The organism is Algisphaera agarilytica (assembly GCF_014207595.1).
GTDB lineage: Bacteria > Planctomycetota > Phycisphaerae > Phycisphaerales > Phycisphaeraceae > Algisphaera > Algisphaera agarilytica.
On sequence record NZ_JACHGY010000001.1, the window covers coordinates 175,058 to 193,089 of the forward strand.

14 protein-coding genes are annotated in these 18,032 nt (G+C 63.4%); 4 read left to right on the forward strand and 10 right to left on the reverse strand.

Going from position 1 to position 18,032, the window contains the following annotated elements:
* Positions 1 to 447: 447 nt before the first annotated feature.
* From ychF to HNQ40_RS00745, 3 genes are all read right to left on the reverse strand, one after another.
* The gene (gene ychF, locus HNQ40_RS00735; RefSeq protein WP_184675386.1) at positions 448 to 1,548 is read right to left on the reverse strand and encodes a redox-regulated ATPase YchF; all 1,101 of its coding nucleotides are present in this window, start codon (positions 1,546 to 1,548) and stop codon (positions 448 to 450) included.
* A 110-nt stretch (positions 1,549 to 1,658) separates the two neighbouring features.
* Complete coding sequence (locus HNQ40_RS00740) at positions 1,659 to 2,933, reverse strand: LolA family protein (protein WP_184675388.1); 1,275 nt, start codon at positions 2,931 to 2,933, stop codon at positions 1,659 to 1,661.
* On the reverse strand, positions 2,930 to 3,466 hold the full coding sequence (locus tag HNQ40_RS00745; RefSeq protein ID WP_184675390.1) for an RNA polymerase sigma factor: 537 nt from the start codon (positions 3,464 to 3,466) through the stop codon (positions 2,930 to 2,932). The genes HNQ40_RS00740 and HNQ40_RS00745 overlap by 4 nt, the downstream gene beginning before the upstream one ends.
* A gap of 149 nt (positions 3,467 to 3,615) precedes the next feature.
* Here HNQ40_RS00745 and HNQ40_RS00750 point away from each other — a divergent pair, with 149 nt between their 5' ends.
* The 4 genes from HNQ40_RS00750 to HNQ40_RS00765 all read left to right on the forward strand — a co-directional run bounded on the left by HNQ40_RS00750 (position 3,616) and on the right by HNQ40_RS00765 (position 9,207).
* Positions 3,616 to 4,755 (forward strand): TIGR04053 family radical SAM/SPASM domain-containing protein, encoded by a 1,140-nt coding sequence (locus HNQ40_RS00750; protein ID WP_184675392.1) that lies wholly within the window; start codon positions 3,616 to 3,618, stop codon positions 4,753 to 4,755.
* Positions 4,748 to 6,004: a radical SAM/SPASM domain-containing protein gene (locus tag HNQ40_RS00755; RefSeq protein WP_184675394.1), complete on the forward strand. Its 1,257-nt coding sequence runs from the start codon at positions 4,748 to 4,750 to the stop codon at positions 6,002 to 6,004. Before HNQ40_RS00750 ends, HNQ40_RS00755 begins: the two co-directional genes overlap by 8 nt.
* Before the next feature lie 128 nt (positions 6,005 to 6,132).
* A complete protein-coding gene (gyrA, locus tag HNQ40_RS00760; protein WP_184675396.1) occupies positions 6,133 to 8,829 on the forward strand; it encodes a DNA gyrase subunit A in 2,697 nt (898 codons plus the stop codon).
* A gap of 39 nt (positions 8,830 to 8,868) precedes the next feature.
* Positions 8,869 to 9,207, forward strand: a complete 339-nt coding sequence (locus HNQ40_RS00765; RefSeq protein WP_184675398.1) for an STAS domain-containing protein — start codon at positions 8,869 to 8,871, stop codon at positions 9,205 to 9,207.
* Positions 9,208 to 9,304: 97 nt separating this feature from the next.
* On the opposite strand, the gene HNQ40_RS00770 is transcribed toward HNQ40_RS00765, so the two are convergent.
* The 7 genes from HNQ40_RS00770 to HNQ40_RS00800 all read right to left on the reverse strand — a co-directional run bounded on the left by HNQ40_RS00770 (position 9,305) and on the right by HNQ40_RS00800 (position 17,846).
* Positions 9,305 to 10,648: a hypothetical protein gene (locus HNQ40_RS00770; protein WP_184675400.1), complete on the reverse strand. Its 1,344-nt coding sequence runs from the start codon at positions 10,646 to 10,648 to the stop codon at positions 9,305 to 9,307.
* 241 nt (positions 10,649 to 10,889) lie between these two features.
* On the reverse strand, positions 10,890 to 11,996 hold the full coding sequence (locus HNQ40_RS00775) for a hypothetical protein (protein ID WP_221435316.1): 1,107 nt from the start codon (positions 11,994 to 11,996) through the stop codon (positions 10,890 to 10,892).
* A gap of 281 nt (positions 11,997 to 12,277) precedes the next feature.
* On the reverse strand, positions 12,278 to 12,673 hold the full coding sequence (locus tag HNQ40_RS00780) for a response regulator (protein ID WP_184675404.1): 396 nt from the start codon (positions 12,671 to 12,673) through the stop codon (positions 12,278 to 12,280).
* 202 nt (positions 12,674 to 12,875) lie between these two features.
* Positions 12,876 to 13,892: a lysophospholipid acyltransferase family protein gene (locus HNQ40_RS00785; RefSeq protein ID WP_184675407.1), complete on the reverse strand. Its 1,017-nt coding sequence runs from the start codon at positions 13,890 to 13,892 to the stop codon at positions 12,876 to 12,878.
* A 50-nt stretch (positions 13,893 to 13,942) separates the two neighbouring features.
* Entirely contained in the window at positions 13,943 to 15,223 is a 1,281-nt protein-coding gene (locus HNQ40_RS00790) for a hypothetical protein (RefSeq protein WP_184675409.1), read from the reverse strand.
* Between the two features lie 189 nt (positions 15,224 to 15,412).
* A complete protein-coding gene (locus HNQ40_RS00795; RefSeq protein WP_184675410.1) occupies positions 15,413 to 15,901 on the reverse strand; it encodes a RidA family protein in 489 nt (162 codons plus the stop codon).
* Between the two features lie 73 nt (positions 15,902 to 15,974).
* Complete coding sequence (locus HNQ40_RS00800; RefSeq protein WP_184675412.1) at positions 15,975 to 17,846, reverse strand: protein-disulfide reductase DsbD family protein; 1,872 nt, start codon at positions 17,844 to 17,846, stop codon at positions 15,975 to 15,977.
* Positions 17,847 to 18,032 lie beyond the last annotated feature (186 nt).

The window sequence follows — 18,032 nt, forward strand, 5'->3', positions numbered from 1 at the left end:
CTACTTCAGCGCCACACTTACCGCACAGCTGATTAGGCATGCCTGCAGATGGACCACAGCAGCCCACCCACCTCTCTGATTCGGGGTGGTTGGTCAAGTTCAATCGATCATCCAGATGAATTAGAATTTGTCCCTCTAGATTTACCATCCCATCATCTACGATCCAATATTTACCTTGCGGAATGACATTTTCGCCGTCTTTCCACTCGGGGTCGAAGTCGGATGAAACAAGCTCCAACCAAGTCGTCAAAGGATTACCACATAACGTGCATTTAACGCGGTGTTTCATTTGTAGCCTCCAGAATTTAAGACTCTCCGCCCACACGGCTCATTGGCAACTTGAATGGCCTATACAAGCTTGAAAGCGTGTAGCGTAGAAACAGTCCACAGCGTAGCTGTGGAAACTTCATAGTAGGAAAAGCCGATCCTAACCACTACATATCTGGTTCATGCCCCCGTCAGGAAGTGGCAGATATCGCCATCCTGCACAACGTACGCCTTACCCTCCGCCCGCAGCTTGCCCGCGTCGCGGATGGCTTTTTCTTCTTTGTGTTGGACCAGGTCGTCCAGCGTGTAGACCTCGGCGCGGATGAACTTGGCTTCGAAGTCGGTGTGGATGACGCCCGCGGCCTGGGGGGCGGTGGCACCGATGGGGATGGTCCAGGCGCGGACCTCTTTTTCCCCGGCGGTGAAGTAGCTCTGGTAGCCCAGCAGCTTGTACGCGGCGCGGGCCAGCGCGGCGAGGGCGGGCTCTTCGAGGCCGACGCTCTCGAGCATCTCGTCGCGGTCGGCGTCGTCCAGCTCGGCGAGCTCGCTCTCGAGCTTCGCACACACCGGCACGACCGCGCCGCCCTCTTCCTCGGCCCGGGCGCGGACCCGGCTGACGAGCTCGCCTTCGCCGTGGAGGTCGTCCTCGTCGACGTTGGCGACGTAGAGCACCTGCTTGGCGGTGATGAAGCCGAAGCTCTTGAGGGCCTTGAGCTCTTCGGGGTCGAGCGAGCCGGAGGCGATGAGGTTGCGGATGGGTTTGCCTTCAGCCAGGACGGGCTGGCATTTCTGCAGGAGCGCGAGGCGGGCCTTGGCGTCCTTGTCGCCGGACTTGGCGTTACGGGCGGCTTTTTGGAGGGCGCTGTCGACGGTGGCGAGGTCCGAGAGCATCAGCTCGGTGTCGATGACCTCGATATCGCGGATGGGGTCGACGCTGCCGTCGACGTGGGTGATGTCGTCGTCTTCGAAACAGCGGACCACGTGCAGGATCGCGTCGACCGAGCGGATGTGGCTGAGGAACTTGTTGCCCAGGCCCTCGCCCTCGGAAGCGCCCTTGACGATGCCCGCGATGTCCACGAGGCGGAGCGCCGCGGGGATGACTTTTTGGGGCGGGATGTACTGGGTGATGGTGTCCAGTCGGCCGTCGGGCACGGGGACGACGCCGACGTTGGGCTCGATGGTGCAGAACGGGAAGTTCTCGCTGGGGATGCCCGCGCTGGTGAGGGCGTTGAAGAGTGTGGATTTACCCACGTTCGGTAGGCCGACGATTCCTGCTTCCATGGGCGGCATGATAACGACGACGCCCCGCCCCTGCCGGAGGTCACTCGGCGGGGGCGGGGCAAGGTGTTTTCAGTCGGATTGGCGTGGGAAAGGTGTCCCCATGGTCCGCGTTATTCGCTTGAGTTGAAAGGCAGGTCCTTGGCGTCAACGCCGATCTTGACCGAGAGGTCGCCGAAGACGACGGTGTAGCCCGGGGTTTCGGTGGGGTTCCAGGCACAGAGCATCGCCTCGCCGTCGCCCTGCTTCACACCGCGGCCCAGCCAGTGGTAGTCGAGGTCCTGCAGGAAGCTGAGGTACAAGCCGGTGCGGCCAACGATCTCGCCGATCTTCTGCCCCTCGGCCTGCATCTGTTGTTGGTCGAGGCCGGTCTTGCCGGTGACCTCTTCGATGAGCCCGGCCCAGTATCGGCCCATGCCCTCGTCGTCGAGCCCGTCGGGGTGCATCACTTTGCCCACGGCGAAGTAGGACAGTGCATCAAACTGATCGGGGTAGACACCGTTGTTGGCATAGGCGAAGAGCTGCAAGACGATCTTGAGGTCTTCGACGCCGTCCTGCTGCACACTGATCTCGTGTGTGCGGTAGCCCTCGGGTACTTTCAGCTCGAACAGCGACGCATCCAGGGCCGGGTTCCAGACGAACTGATCGATCACCAAGCCGGTTTTACTGTCGGCCGTCGCTTCGCGATGGACCATCTCCGAACGGACCGGCAGGTTGGTGCTGGGGTCTACCCACATGCTGCCTTCGTACTCCCCCTGGGAAAAGTCGTAGCGGAGCAGCAAGACGCCGTCGATCTCTTCCTCGCCGATCAGCACAGAGTTGCCATCGGAGATGTTTCGGAATTCTTCGACGATGTCATCGGGGATCTGGCCTTCGGGCAAACCGGACATGTCGGCAAACGAGGCGAGCCGATCGGCTTCAACGAGCGACATGATGCGCTGCTCAGAGAAGTCAATCACGCTGATGATGTCCTGGCCAAACATGGTCAGCTTCTGCCGCATGTGGCCGGGGCTTTTCACCCAGCAATCAACGGCGATCTCGCCCTGATCGCTGTTCATGGTCATGGTGAAGGTGGCGGTCTGGATGGCGTTGAGCTGTTCGCGGACCTGGGCGTAGGCCGGGCTGGGCGCAGCGCCGAGGAAGACGATCGAGAGCATCACGGCCAAGCCCGCTACAGCGGCGGCCGAAAGTGGAGCAATAAATTTCATCGCGGGTCTCCGGTAAAACGGGAGCGGACGCGGAGCCGACGGGGACGAAGACGAAGCGGCTTCGAGGGCCGCGACCGTCTGGGCGACCTCCGGCATCGGCGGGACCTCCACGCCGTCAAACGCCGTGACGACGTCTTGAATCAACGCATCGTGCTCGGGTTGAGGGTGTTCTTGGGTCATCGCGGAACTCCGGAGGTGAAGTCGTTGTTCTGGCGGACAGAGGCGGGCAGGTCTTGCTGAAGGCGGGCCACCGCGCGGTGGATGAGGACGCTGACGTTGCGGGGCGTGGTTCCGAGCCGATCGGCGATTTCGGGGTTGTCCATCTGCTCGAAGTGCCGCAACGCAAACGCCTCGGCCTGGCGATCGGGGATGCGTGCCAACACGTCCCGGACCGCGTCGACCAATTCAAGGTGCACGATTTGGGAACCTTGCCCCGGAGCATGGCTCGTCACCACGTGCTCGGGGTCGACCCCGCTGTGCTCACGCGACCGGGCTCGCACCCGGGCCCGCAGCGCATCGATGGCCTTGCGTGTGCCTATCGTCCGCAGCATCGCCTGCCAGTTCTCGACCGGGGCCGATTCAGACATCTTCATCGCCGCCAGGAAGGTCTCCTGGTAGCAGTCCCGTGCCAAGTCCGCGTCGCCCAGCAGACGGTAAACCGTCTTCCAGACCACGGGGCCGTGCTCGGTCACGATGTTGTGCCAATCGGTCAAACAGTCGGCTCCTGACGGCCGGGGAACGTCCCCAGCCACCAGAGTAGTCGTGGGGCTCGGCGAAACGTTGCGCGCGTCACAAGAAATTCCTGAAATCGCACAAAAAGTGTGTTCATTGAAGCGTTTAGCGGAGTGTCTATGGTGGGGCCATGCATGGAAGGAACGCCCCGCGTTACGCCTTGTCTGACGCCGCGCACAGCCCGCTGCTCGTGTTCTACGAGGTCACGCGGGCCTGCGATTTGGCTTGCCGCCACTGCCGCGCCCGGGCCATGCCCCACGCCCACCCGCACGAGCTCTCGACCGCCGGTTCGCTGTCGCTTCTCGAAGACCTCGCCAACTTTCCGAAGCCGCCGATGCTCGTGCTGACGGGCGGCGACCCGTTTGCGCGAGCCGACCTTTTCACGCTGATCGAGTATGCGGTGTCTTTGGGGCTGCACACCTCGCTCGCGCCGTCCGCCACGCCGCGGGTGAGCGGGCCGTTGCTGCGTGAAGCTCAACGGTGTGGCGTGCAACGGTTGTCGATCTCGATCGACTCGGCCGACGCGGATTGGCACGACCGGTTCCGCGGCGAGGCGGGCACGTTTAACGATGGGCTACGCATCCTGCGCGACTGCCAGGCGATGGGCCTGTCCACACAGGTCAACACCACGGTGATGCCGGGCAACCTGGATCAGCTCACCGCGATCGCCGACCTGGTCGAATCGGTCGGTGCGGCGATGTGGTCGGTGTTCTTCCTTGTGCCGACCGGGCGGGCGTATCGGGAAGACCGACTTTCGGGCAACCAGACGGATGAGGTCTTCGATCTACTGTGGCGTCTGGCGAAGACCCGGCCGTTTGCGATCAAGACCACCGAAGCCCCGTTCTACCGCCGGTTTGTGAAACAACGGATGGGCGACCCGATGCGGCCGCAACCTGGCAAGGCCGACGGGCCACGACCGCCCGCCCGCTCGCCGCTGGGCATCAACGACGGCAAGGGCATCTGCTTCATCAGCCATCGCGGCGAGGTGCAGCCGTCGGGCTTCCTGCCGTTGGTGGCCGGACGTTTCCCCGAGCAGTCCGTCGTGGATGTGTATCAGCACCACCCGACCTTCGTCGCGCTGCGCGACCCCGAACAGCTCAAGGGCAAGTGCGGCCGATGCGGATACAAATCAATCTGCGGCGGATCGCGTGCCCGGGCCTATGCCGTGAGCCGCGACTACCTGGGTGAGGAACCCGACTGCCCGTACCAACCCGACCTTGATCCCGAAGCGACTCCCGCTTCGATCCCTTTGGAGATTCGTCATGTTTAGTGTGAGCAACATCCTCTGCAACCATCAGGCCGGCAACGAAAAACTGCGCTACGGCCACCGCAAGGCCGACCGCGCCCCGGGCGACAACGCGCCCCGGCCGGTCGTGGTCTGGGCGGTGACCCGGGCGTGCAACCTCAAGTGTGTCCACTGCTACGCCAACGCCGACGCCAGCGCCGCGCCCAACGAGCTGACCTACCGCGAGGGCTGCGAGCTGCTTGACCAACTCAAGGAGTTTGGTGCCCCGGCGGTCCTGTTCTCAGGCGGCGAACCCCTGGTCCGCGACGACACGCTCGACCTCATGGCCTACGCCCGCCAACTCGGCCTGCCCTGCACGCTCTCGACCAACGGCCTGCTCATCGACAGCATCACCGCGGCCCGCCTCGCCGAACTCGGCGTGAAATACGTCGGCATCTCGCTCGACGGCATCGGCAAAACCCACGACAAGCTCCGCGGGCAACGCGGCGCGTTCGAGAAAACCCTCAACGCCATCCGCCGGTGCCAACGCCACGGCCTGAAGGTCGGCGTGCGCTTCACCGTCCACCGCTTCAACCTCGACCACCTCGACCAGATCTTCGAGCTCTGCGTCCGCGAGAACATCGGCCGCCTCTGCGTCTACCACCTCGCCTATGCGGGACGTGGTGGCAAGATGCAGCTCGCCGACCTGACCAAGGATCAGACCCGGCATGCGGTGGACCGCATCTTCGAACTGACCCAGCAGTTCCATGATCGCGGCACGCCTTTGGAGGTGCTGACCGTGGGCAACCACGCCGACGCGGCCTACGCCGTGATGGCCCTGGAGCAGACCGACCCGGCCCGCGCTGCGGCCATCGCCAAGCGTCTCTCGGCCACGGGCGGCAACCGCTCGGGGGCCAACATCTGCTCGGTCAGCCCCGAGGGCGATGTGCACTACGACCAGTTCTCCTGGCACTACCCCGTGGGCAACGTCCGCGAACAGACCTTCCGCGAGATCTGGGGCGAGCAGCCGACCGACGTCCGACTCAATCAACTCCGCACCCGCCCCGAGGGCCTGCCCCAGCGCTGCAGCGATTGCCGGTTCCTGAAACTGTGCAACGGCAACCTCCGCACCCGGGCCGAGGCCGCCACCGGCGACTGGATGGGCGTCGACCCGTCGTGCTACCTGGATGAATACGAGATCGCCCACCGTGAAGTCCACTGCGGCGAGCTGCTCACGGCCAGCCGTTCGGGGCCCTCGATCGGAGCACGTTTCCAGGCGGATTGGGACGGCTGAAAACAGCTCATCGGGCTGAGTCCGGAGGACGCTGGACGGCGGCAGAGACGGCTTGATTCGGGTACAATTAGGGCTTGATCCACGGGCGAAAACCGCCCCGTGAAGCCCCTTGTTGGAACCCTTGATTCATGGCCGAAACGCCCCCCACCGACCTGCCCGAAGACGATCAGAACCCCGACGAAACCCCCGCTGAGGGCATCGGCGACGGCCCCGTGATCGGCGGCAAGGTCCAGGACCTCGCGATCGAGCGCGAGCTGGCCGACAGCTACCTGACTTATGCGATGTCGACCATCGTGGACCGGGCGTTGCCGGACGTGCGCGACGGGCTCAAACCGTCGCTGCGCCGCATCCTCGTGGCGATGAACGACCTCAATCTCCGCCCCGGCAGCAAGCACCGGAAGTGCGCCAAGATCGTCGGCGACACCACCGGCAACTACCACCCCCACGGCGACCAATCCGTCTACGCCGCCCTCGTCGGCATGGCCCAGGACTGGAAGATGCGCCACCCCATGGTTGACCCGCAGGGCAACTTCGGCAGCGTCGACCCCGACCCCCCCGCCGCGATGCGTTACACCGAGGCCCGCATGGCCGCGCCCGCCGCGGACATGCTCGAAGACCTCAAGCTCGACACCGTCGACTGGCAGGACAACTACGACGGCGTCATGCAGGAGCCCACCGTCCTGCCCGGCAAGTTCCCGAACCTCTTGGTCAACGGCAGCCTGGGCATCGCCGTGGGCATGGCCACCAGCCTCGCCCCGCACAACCTCGGCGAGGTGTGTGACGCGATCACCGCCGTGGTGAACAACCCCGACATCGAACTGCCCGAGCTGATGCAGATCATCCCCGGGCCCGACTTCCCCACCGGCGGCACGATCATGGGCCGAGCGGGCATCGCTGCGTCGTACCGCACGGGCCGCGGCCGTGTCACCGTCCGCTCGAAGATCCACCACGAGACCGTGGGCAAGCAGGACCGCTTGGTCGTCACCGAATTGCCTTACCAGGTGAGCAAGGTCAACGGCGTGATCGACAAGATCGTGGCGATGAACAAGGCCGGGCGTCTGGAAGACGTGGCCGACATCGTCGACGAGTCGTCGAACCGCGGCGGCATGCGGATGGTCATCAAGCTTAAGCGCGGCGCCTCCCCCGAGGCCGTCGAAAACCAGCTTTACGCCCTCACCCCGCTGCAGTCGACCTTCAGCATGATCAACATCGCGCTGGTTAAAGGCCAACCGCGGACGCTGAGCCTGCGTCAGATGATCGACTGCTACCTCGACCACCGAGTCGAGGTCATCCGCCGCAAGACCGCGTTCTTGCTCAACAAGGCCCAGCAGGAAGCCCACCGCATCGAGGGCTTGATCTACGCCGTCTGCGACATCGACGAAGTCATCCGGCTGATCCGCGAGTCGACGACCCGCGACGAGGCGATCGAAAAATTAATGGCCCGCGGCTTCCAGATCCCCTCCAGCCACCCGTATGCCCCGAAGATCCCCCAGCGGCTGCTGGAGGTGACGGCGGAGAACGAAACCGTCTTGACCCGCGTCCAAGCCGAGGCCATCGGCCGCCTGCAACTGATCCAGTTGGTCGGCCTCGAAATCGAAAAACTCGTCAACGACTACACCAAGCTCGTCGGCGAGATCGAAGACCTCGAAGACATCCTGGCCAACCCCAAGCGGGTCGAGGCGATCATCCTCGAACAGATCGCCGATCTCAAAGCCAAACACGCCAACCCCCGCCGCACGATCATCGAAGACGGCGAAGCCAACGACCTCGACATGGCCGCGCTCACGCCGGTCGAGCAGGTCGTGGTGACCATCACCCACTCGGGCTACGTCAAGCGTCTACCCTCGGCCGAGTACAAGACTCAGGGCCGCGGAGGCAAGGGCGTCATCGGTTCGAAATCGAAGGAAGACGACTTCACCGAAGAAGTCTTCGTCGCCAGCACGCACGACGACCTGCTCTGCTTCACCAACACCGGCCGGGTCTTCAAGCTCAAGGTGTTCAACATCCCCGAGGCCGGGCGCACCAGCCGCGGCCGGGCGATCGTGAACATGATCAAGCTGCAGGACGGCGAGCGGGTGGTCGAGTTCATGCCGATCGCCGACTTCGAGAAGGGCGAAGACTTCCTGCTGTTCGCCACCGCCAACGGCCTGGTGAAGCGCACCGCCCTGGCGGACTACCGCAACGTCAACAGCTCGGGCCTGATCGCGCTGAACCTCCGCGACGGCGACTCGCTCGTCGGCGTGAAGTGGGTCAGCGAAGACGACCACATCCTCCTCGGCACCGCGTCGGGCATGGCCATCCGCTTCCAGGCCGAGGACGCACGGGCGATGGGCCGTAACGCCAGCGGCGTGAAGGGCATCGACCTGTCCAAGGACGACAAGGTCGTCGGCGTCATCCGCTGTGCCCCCGAGAACAACGCGGCCGACCTACTGACCGTTACCGAAAACGGCTACGGCAAGCGGACCCCGCTGATCGAGTACCTCGTCCAATCCGAAGACGGCAGCACCCGGCCGCAGGGACGCGGCGGCAAGGGCCGACGCGACATCCAGACCACCGCCCGCAACGGCAACGTGGTCGCTCTGCGTCGCATTACCGAGGCCGACGACCTGATGCTGATCACGGTCAACGGCATGATCGTCCGCATCAACGCCGGGACCGTCCGCCAGACCAAACGTGCCTCGGCGGGTGTCCGCGTCATCAGCCTGGCCTCCGGCGACAAGCTCGTCGGTGTGGCCCGGGTCAAAGACGAAGACAACCAGGACGACTCCGGGCCTTCCGACAACGGCTCAGCTTCTACCGAAGACACCGAGTCCACCGACGAATAGTTCCCCTCACCCACCGACCCGTTTGAATGAGGAATCCGTATGCCGCTGCAAAAATGGTCTGATCAGATCTGGGTGAGCCAGATGTCACAGGAACCTTCGTTCTCCGAAGAGATCGAAGTCCTCAAAACCCAATACGCCGCCGCGGACGAACCACCGCATGTGGTGATCGACCTGTCCCAAGTGCCGGTTCTGAACAGCTCGAATATCTCGCAGATGCTGGAGATCCGAAAGCTCGCCACCGATCAGGGCCGGAAGGTCAAAATCGCCGGTCCGACCGATGCGGTGTGGTCGGTCTTCCTGACGGCGAGCCTGGACAAGGTGTTCGAGTTTTCCCAAGACACCTCGATCGCACTGGCGGAGCTGCAGATCCTCGGGTGATCACGCCGACTGACAGCGAACACTTAACACATAAACAAAACCGGCGGCGAGTCATGGCTCGCCGCCGGTTGTCGTTTGTCTTGAATGGCACCGGTGATTAGTTGAGCTGGTCGCCATAGGTACGGAAGGCCTGGGCCAAGCCCTGGGTGGCCTGCCCGACGACGTCTTCGCCGGTCATTTCTTCGGTTTGAGCGAGGCCGTCGGTGATGACTTCGCGGGCCTGCTTGGCGAGCTCGGCGGCCTGGTTGGCGTACTGGTCGCGTTTGCTCTGGAACTCGGCCGCAGCCGGTGCGCCTGCCACCGCGGGGCTTTCGAGGACCGAGGCCAGCATCTGGCTGAAGTCACCGGCGTAGTTGGCGTGGCGGCTGAGCACACCCGCCAACTCGGCCTTGGCACCGAGTTGTTCAAAACGCAGCGTCTTCCTGTCGGCCGCGTCCGCAAAGCGGATGGCGGAATCGAGCTGGGAGATCGCATCGTTCATGCCCGCCGTCGCAGCAGCGAGGTTGGCATCGACATTATCGTTGTAGAGCCCGACCAGCAGGTCGACACCCTCGGCGACGTTGGTCATGCCCAGCACACGCTCGCCCCCAGCCGAATCCAGGTCACGCGCGGCCGCAGCGCCTTCTGCTTCGACCCGCTTCTTGAGCTCGGTCAACTGGGCGGACATCTTGTCCCAAAGCTCGATTTCTTTTTTCAGCGAAGCGATCTGCTCCGAAACGAGCTTGGCGGTGATTTCTTGTTCTTGGGCCAGGCGTTGTGCTTCCTGGGCGTCGATCTCAGCCGAGTACGCCTTGGTGAAGACTTCCTGCTTGACCTCGTCGTTGGGCGCGACGCGCGATTGCTCTTCGAACTCCTGGGCCCGCGTCAGGTGGCTGGCCGCCTGGCCGTTGAACTTCTCGGCGTTGAGCGTGGCCGCCTCACGTTGCACAGAGAGCTCGGCGAGGCTGGCGTTGACCGCGGCCTTGCTCTGCTTGATGAGGCCTTGGCCCTCGTCGAGGGCTGCGATGATTTCGCCGCCGTCACCGGTGCGAGACACGATCAGAGCGTTGATCCGCTGAACGGTCCCGAGCTGGTTGAACAACCCGGCGCTCTGGCCGTTGATCTGGGTGAAGCCTTTGGCGGCCTTGTCGATCGAGGCGTTGGCCTTGGACGAACTCACGCCCGCCAGGAGGCGGTGTGCACCGGACTTGGCCAGCTGGTCCACGTCCTGAGCGATCACGGCCTTGAGCTTGGACTCGGCCTCAGACAACAGGTCCATCCGGGCCTTGCTGTAGTCGCCTTCGCCGTACGCGAAGCCCTGCTCGGCCTCGTCGAGGACGGTAATCGCTTCGCCCAACTCGGCACGGGCCTTGGCGGTCTGAGCGATCTGTTCATCGCACCCCACCATCGCCCCGGTCAGCGAAATCGATCCGGCCAGCATCAAAAATTTCAGTCGGGTCACGCGGCAAGCCCTTTCGTACGAATCAGATGAAACAAGACTGCAGAGGGTTAATCGTTGGAACGTCATAGGATAACGCATCACGCCCCCCCGCAACAGCCCAGCCGTCATTTCCCCGCCGAATCCCTAACCGCGTCGCGCCTGGCCCGCCGAGACGCCCAAAACCCGCTCGCCAGCCCCGGAATCCGAGATATTTCACCACGGCCACGGGAGCGGGGCCAACGCGTAATTATCAGCCCTAGGTTCACTCCAATTCGTCGGACAGAGCCGGCGTGATGCCGTAGTCGAGGTCTTCCTTGAAGAGGGAATCGATCCAGTCGACGTAACGCTGGTACTCCGTGTCGTCGGTCGAGCTGAAGGCGGGCTTCCAGCCCGGGATGTCGGGGGCGGGGAAACGGGCCGACTCGCGGGCCAGGCCCCACTGCAGCATCAGCGACAGCTTGGGGTTGGCCCGGTCGATCATGGGGGTGCCCTCGTAGCGGAACTGGGTCAGGCGGTAGAAGTTGGTGTACGCCTCGGCCTCGTCTTCGGGGCGTTTGTTGAACAGCGACAGGCCGGGGATCTCGCCGTGCCCGAAGGTCGGCGCGAAATAGCGTGCGACGTATTGCGGGTTCACGGTGCGTCGGAACCGAGCGAGCGGCGTCGGCTCCTGCCGGACGTCCACCTGGTCGTAGAGGTCGCGGGCCTGGACCCGGAACATCAGGTCGAGCTGCTCGTGGCCGTCCAGCCGTTTGAACGCCCCGCGGTCTCGACGCCCGGTGGGCACCAAGCGGTTGTCGCTGTATTTCTGGAAGAACGAATCGAGGGTTTCGTCGGAGATAACGATCCTCGGCTCGGTCGAGAGGTCCACCTCGTAGACCTTGATCAGGTTGATCTGCCGAGACGAAAGAAACTCATCCCCCTCGACCTCGCCGCGTCGCTCGGGGCGTCGGGGCAGGTCTCGGCGAGGATTATCTGCGTCGTCGGCCCGGGTCTGTGCCAGCCGCTGATGGGCTTCCACGATCGCGAGCTCGTCACGCACCACCGGGTGCTCCGGGAAATCGCGGTCCAGCGACATCAACTCCAGCTTGGCCCAACGTAAGGCGTCGAGGTCCCGCATCTCTCGCGCAAGAGCCAGTCGGCCGGCAAGGTCATCCTTTGCCAATTCCGCACGTCGGCGTTGGTAAAGCTGCTCCGGGCTTTCGAGGATTTCGAATACCGCGATGTCTTCCTGGTCGAACGAGGCGTCGATGCCTTCCACGTTGAGCACCACCACCTCGGCGGTCTGCCGGATCAACTCCCCGCGGTAGACATTGCCGTCGTCGGTCTGGAGTCGGACGAGGGTCACCTCGGCGTTCGCCGATCCACTCACGGCCAACAGCCCAACCAAGCAGGCAGCCAACAACCACTTGGCAACACGATCGCGGATCGGAATGGGAAGCATGGCGGGCTCCGGACGTCGGGGGATGAATCGCTTGCCCCAAGCGATCCGATGGCTTGAGGGATAAACGATTATAAACCGCAGGGTCACCCCCCGGAAGACAATCGATAACGCCTCGGACGCGGAGGGGCGTCCTGAGTGTTCAAAAGTTGGAGGGCGGAATTAACGGTCGGGGCTGTATCGAGCTACCGGTCAAGCCGACTTGGCGGGGATCAATCGCCGCCGAGCAGGTCTTCGGCGAGGGTGATCAGGCGTTCGAGCCGAACGGGCTTGAGCAGGTAGCCGTCCACTTCGAGGTTCTCGGCGTACTGCTGGTGGCGCTTGCCCTCGTTGGCGGTGACCATGATCACGCGGGGTGCCGACTCGAACTTCTTGACCTTTTCGAGGACCAGGAAGCCCGAGCGCTTGGGCAGCATCATGTCCAGCACCACCAGGTCCGGCGGGTCGCCTTCACAGATACGGACCGCGGAGTTGCCGTCGCCGCAGACCTGGGTCAGGGCGCCTTCGGCTTGCAGGGCGTGGTCGATCGCGGCGCGGATCTCCGGGTCGTCGTCGACCACCAGGATCTTCTTGTCTTTCAGGCGCAGCGGTTCGTCTTGGTCGCTCATGGTGAATCTCTTTCTGTCGTGCCCTTGTGTGGCACGCTCAATCGGGGGGCGGGATCGGGACCCGGTCGGTCCGCACCCGGCACGGAAACGATACCCCCGATGCCGTACCGGAAAAACCCGCGGACGCCGGATTATGCCCAGCTCCCTGCCCCGGTCAAGCCGGGCAGGAAAAATCCCCGAGTCGTCCCGCCGCCGCGCCGGTTCAGGCCGTGTATTCCGGGGGCGGGTTTTCGAGCTGCCGCATGAGGTCGTCGGTCATCCACGGCAGACCTTCAAGGTTGGTCCGCAACGCCCGGGGGATGGGCTGGCCCTTCTTCTCGTGGCGGGGGCGGCTCTTCCACCGGCGGTGGCTCCAGAGGAACTGGTCGGGGCGGTCGCGGACCATGGTCTCAAACGCCCGGCAGTACCGCGCGGTGATGTAATAGAGCGGGTTGGGCTGGGCCTCCCAGTCTTCCGGGCGGATGATGTCGGTGATGCCCATCTCGAACTTGAAGTCTTGGCCGATGCGGTGGGCGTAGCCGCAGACGATCGGCGCGTTGTGGGTCATCGCCAACAGCCCGATGGATTTATAGGTGCTCGCAAAACGCCCGAAGAACGGCACGAAGATGCCCTTGTCCCCCGCGTTCTGGTCGGCGGTAAACGCCAACGCCCCGCCCTGCTCGAGGACCGAGACCATCCGCTCCGTAGCGTCGAACTTGGTCACGATCCGCATCCCCTGCTTCTCGCGGATGCCCAGCAGCCAATCATTGATCAGCTTGTTATCCAACGGCCGGGCGATCGTGTCCATGTCGTAGCCCAGGAGGGCCAAAAGATAGCCCAGGACTTCCCAGTTGCCCTGGTGCCCGGTGAGCAGGATGGTCGGGCCATCGGAATTGAGCAGATCGATCGCTTGGCCGAGGTTGACCATCTTGATGTGGTTCGGCCAGGAGTCGGCGTTGAGCACCTTCGGGGTGTGGAGGGTCTCGAACGCGAGCTGGATCAGGTGCTGCGTCGACTTCTTGGCACAGAGCCGGACCTGATCATCGGTCCAGTCGGGGAAGCACAGACGGATGTTGTGCTGAGCCCGCTTGCGGTGTTTAACGTCGAAGCGGTCGAGCTGCGCCCCGATGAACCGGGCGGTCTTCTGGCTCTGCTCGACCTCGAACCCGGTGACGGCAGTCGCCAGCAGACGGGCGAGGAGGTATTCGACCTTTTCGTAGACCGGTCCCCTCTGGGCCATGGAATCAGTCCCTGAGGCGGGCCGGTGTCAGGCACCCGCGCCGCGTGGCTTCAGCGTTCGAAGTAACCGATCAGGTCGAGGAAGCGGTTCTGGTTGAGCACCGGCACACCCAATTCGCGGGCCTTGGAGATCAGGTCTTGGTAGGCCTGATAGTTTTCCAGGGCGGTGCGGAACTCACGCATCTTGATGAGGTCGAGTTCGTCCTCGGGGCGATCGGGCAGCACGGGCTCGATGCCCAGCACCAGGTAGTCGGTGGCGTAGTCGAGTTCCTCGGAGATCAGGCCGTCGAAACGGGTCACCAGGCTACGGACCTTGTCGTTGCCGTTCTCATCGAGGTCGCCGTCGTAGTTCAGGTCGAACTGGCCGAAAACATGGAACGAATAGAGGCGGTTCGGGTCGTAGACGACGTTGACCAGGATGTCGCCGTCGTTCACGACCGCACGGGGCTTGCGTTGCACGATGCGGGCGATGGCGCTGTTGGAGTTGATGTTGATCACCTCAACGACCGCCTTGCCTTCGGCTTGGGGGTCTTCGATCTTGACCACGTCGCCAGCATCATAGACCTGGAAGGCCATGCCCAAACGTAGGTTCGCGTCGCGGCCGATGTCGAGATAGATCTTGTTCTGGTCGGGGATCTGGGCCACGACGGTGGCGTCGGCCAGGGTCACGGGGATGTCTTCGGGACGTTTGCCACGCAGGACTTCGATGGTTTCACGCAGCTCGATGACCGTCCGCTCGCTGGCGGATGCCTCGGCCTGAGCATCGCTGGTCCGTTTCTTCCACTCGTTGATCTGGGCGTCGTAGTTATCGACCACATCTTCGATCGAGGAATCGATCAGCGACTTGAGGTTGGTGTTCTCTTGGGAAATCGCGCTGACCGTGGATTCCAGGGCGGTCACCTGAGCGGTGAGCTGTTTGGCTTGGGCGTCCTTCGCATCAACGGTCTGCTGGAGGTCGGCCTGGGCCTTCTGGGTGGCCTCGGTCTGGGTCTGAAGCTGGGCCTCGGCCGCGTTCCGGGCATTCGTCTGGGCCCCGAGATCGCTCTGCAGGACACCGATCTGGGTGTCACGCTCGCCGACGGCGTTAAGCAGCTTGCGGACGGCCGTCCCCGAGCCTTCCGCAGTCAGCGCGGTGTAGGCGGGGTCGTTGCTGTCGGCACTATTGCGGACCGAATTCAACTCTGATTGGGCCGCTTCTGCGGCTTGTTCAGCGGCTTCAACCTTCGTATAGAACACGATGGCGAGGATCATGGAGATGAAGAAGCCAGCCCCAAAAAGGACCAAGCCCCAGATCGATCCGGTGCTGCCTCCGCCTGAACGTGCGCGTGCCATATGCAAACTCCTGAGAAACCAAAGGGGGCAACCCGCCGAACGCGGTGCCGGGAAGTTGTAAGTGTCTCCCCCGGATCGGTTTTCGTCAAGCCTCGCCCGTCCGAAGCCCCGGATTTACCGGACGCAGCGGGCGGGCCCGGAAAACGGGTCCCCAGACGCGGAGGACCCCGAGCCGCCGGGCGTGACGGATCAGTCCATCTCGAAACGGTCGTCGAAGAGCTCGACGGTCATCTCGATCTCGACCGGGGCGTCCAGCGGCAGCGAGACGCAGCCCACCGCGGAGCGGGCGTGGTTGCCCTTCGGGCCCAGGACCTCCTGCAGCAGGCTGCTGGCGGCGTCGGCCACGAGGTGCTGATCCGTAAACTCCGGCGTGCTGGCGACAAACACGCCCACGCGGACCACCTGCTGGAACTTGCCCGTCAGGTGCCCGCTGAGCTCCGATTCGATCGCCGACAGGGCGTTGAGCACGCACTGCCGGGCACACTGCTTGGCGGTGTCCAGATCGACTTCGCCACCGACCTTGCCGGTCGCCAGCAGGCTCCCGTCGTCGGTCTTGGGCAGCTGGCCGCTGATGTACAGGGTGAAGTGGCTCTCGTTGGTGACGCGGTAGTTCGCGACCGCCGCGGGCACAGGCGGGAGTGTGAGGCCGAGTTGTTGGATCTTGGGTTGCAGGCTCATGCCGATAGTGTGGCCGGGCTAGGGGGTGGTGTCGAGTGTTAGTTTTCCCGTAACCCTACTCTGAGTTGGTCAGTCACCGCATCGCAACCTCACCCCAGGCCTTGGCACGCTCGATCGCGTCGGCCACCTGATCGATGGTGTAGAAGTCGGCCTTGAACACCTCGTTGCCCTGTCCGTCCAGCACCACCAGCAGCGGGATCGTTACGCGCCCCATCTTCTTGAGCAGGTTGTTCCCGTCGACGTTACGGCGGGATGTGATATCGACCTTCACCGGAGCAACACCAGGCTCGCGAAGCAACGCGGTAATCCGATCGCTTTCGAGCACGGCTTTTTCCAGAGCTTTGCAGTTGAGGCACCACTCGGCGGTGAAGTCGAGTAGTACGACACGCCCCGCGTCTTGCTGCTCGGCGAGCCGGTCCGGGGTGTAATAAATCCACGGGATCCCTTCATCAAGCAATTCGTCGCCCGCTGCGCTCCCCCGTGCCGTATCTGGCCAGGCATTTGCGGCACCAAGCCAAACCCCAGAGGCGATCAACAACAGACCGGAAACCGACACGAAACGCCGCCCACCCGAGGTCTGGCAGACCTTCGTCACCCCCCGCAGGATTAGCCAAATCCCCGCCGCCGCCACCAAAGCCCCCACGAACCACCAATGCAGTTGGCTGTTGGCTTGCGTGCCGTCGGAGGTCAAGGCGACAATGCCCACGCCTAAAAAGAATGCCGCGGCCGCGAGCATCAGGATGCCCATGGTCTGCTTGAGCAGTTCGCTTCCCGCCCCGGCCCTGGGCATCTTGTTGACGAGTTCAGGAAACAGCGTCAGCAAGAGATATGGCAAAGCCATACCAAGGCCCAAAGCCGCAAACACCAAGAGCACGGTCACGACACCCTGCAGTGTTGCCCACGCGACCGCAGCCCCCATCAAAGGGCCGGCACAGGGTGTCGCCAGCACGGCGGTCATGATCCCAAAACCAAAAGATCCCGTCACCGTATCTCCGGTTGGGTTTATCTGGTAGACCGCACGCGGCAGATTGATCGTGAACACACCCAGCATCGAGACGGCCAAAACCGCAATCACAACCCCCACAGCAAGATTAAATTCGGGGTTCTGAAAAAGCTTGCTGATGGTGTCAAATTGTTTGAAAACCACCATCGCCCCACCGATCACCAGCCAGAAGCCGATGATGCCTGACGCCATGACCAGCGCCAGCAGAATCGTTCGTTTACGCCCCCCGGCGGCGTTGCCGTGCTGCGCAAGGCTCATCACTTTCAGGGGCACCACCGGCAAGACGCAAGGCGTAAAATTTAAAATAAAACCCGCAGCCAACGCCACCGCCAATTTCTGAAAGAGAAACAGAGCCAACCATCCGCTGGGCATCGATTGATCCGACGGCTCAGCCGAGTTATCTTCGATTACTTGCGTTGGTTCTGGCACATCAAGGGGCTCACCTATCGCCGCCCAACCCGCCGGATCAAAACCAGCGAAAAGGTCCTGAGTCGCTTGATCAGATTCAGCGAGCTCGGTACCAACGGGTAACACCTCGATCGACGTCGAAAGCTCAATCACCTCCGGCATCAGACACACCTTCGGGTCACAAGCCTGCACCTCGAGCTCAAGCTTGAAATCCAACGTCCCCGCCTCGACCTCCGGGCTCAGCAGCAGCGGGACGTAGAGCACCACCTGGCCCTCGTAGACCAGGATGTCCTGGTCGGCGTACTCCACCGCGTAGGGCTTGGGCTCGGGGTATTGCACCTGGCCGACCTGAACGCCCGCCGGGGGATCGATCAGTTTCAGGGTTGTGGGGTATTGCCCGGGGAACCACGTGGGGCCGCTGCGGGGCGGATCGGGGTTAATGTGGTATTTGTCGGCGATGTCGATCACCACCGCAATCGCTGTGGGGCTGCCGGTGTGGGTCTGGCCCGCGATCATCACCGCCTCGGCGGTCACAGGCTGGCTCGGCTCGAGGAGCCCAAAGTCCAGGGTCTGGCCGGACGTGTTTGCTCCGCCGAAACCGAGCAGAAGAAGCACGGCGAGGCAGAAGATGAATCGGGAGTGATAGTTCATGGCAAGCCTTCTTCCCATCCTAGCCCACCCCGACCCGGTGCAGTGAATTCGAGTCCGCCCAAAACGCGC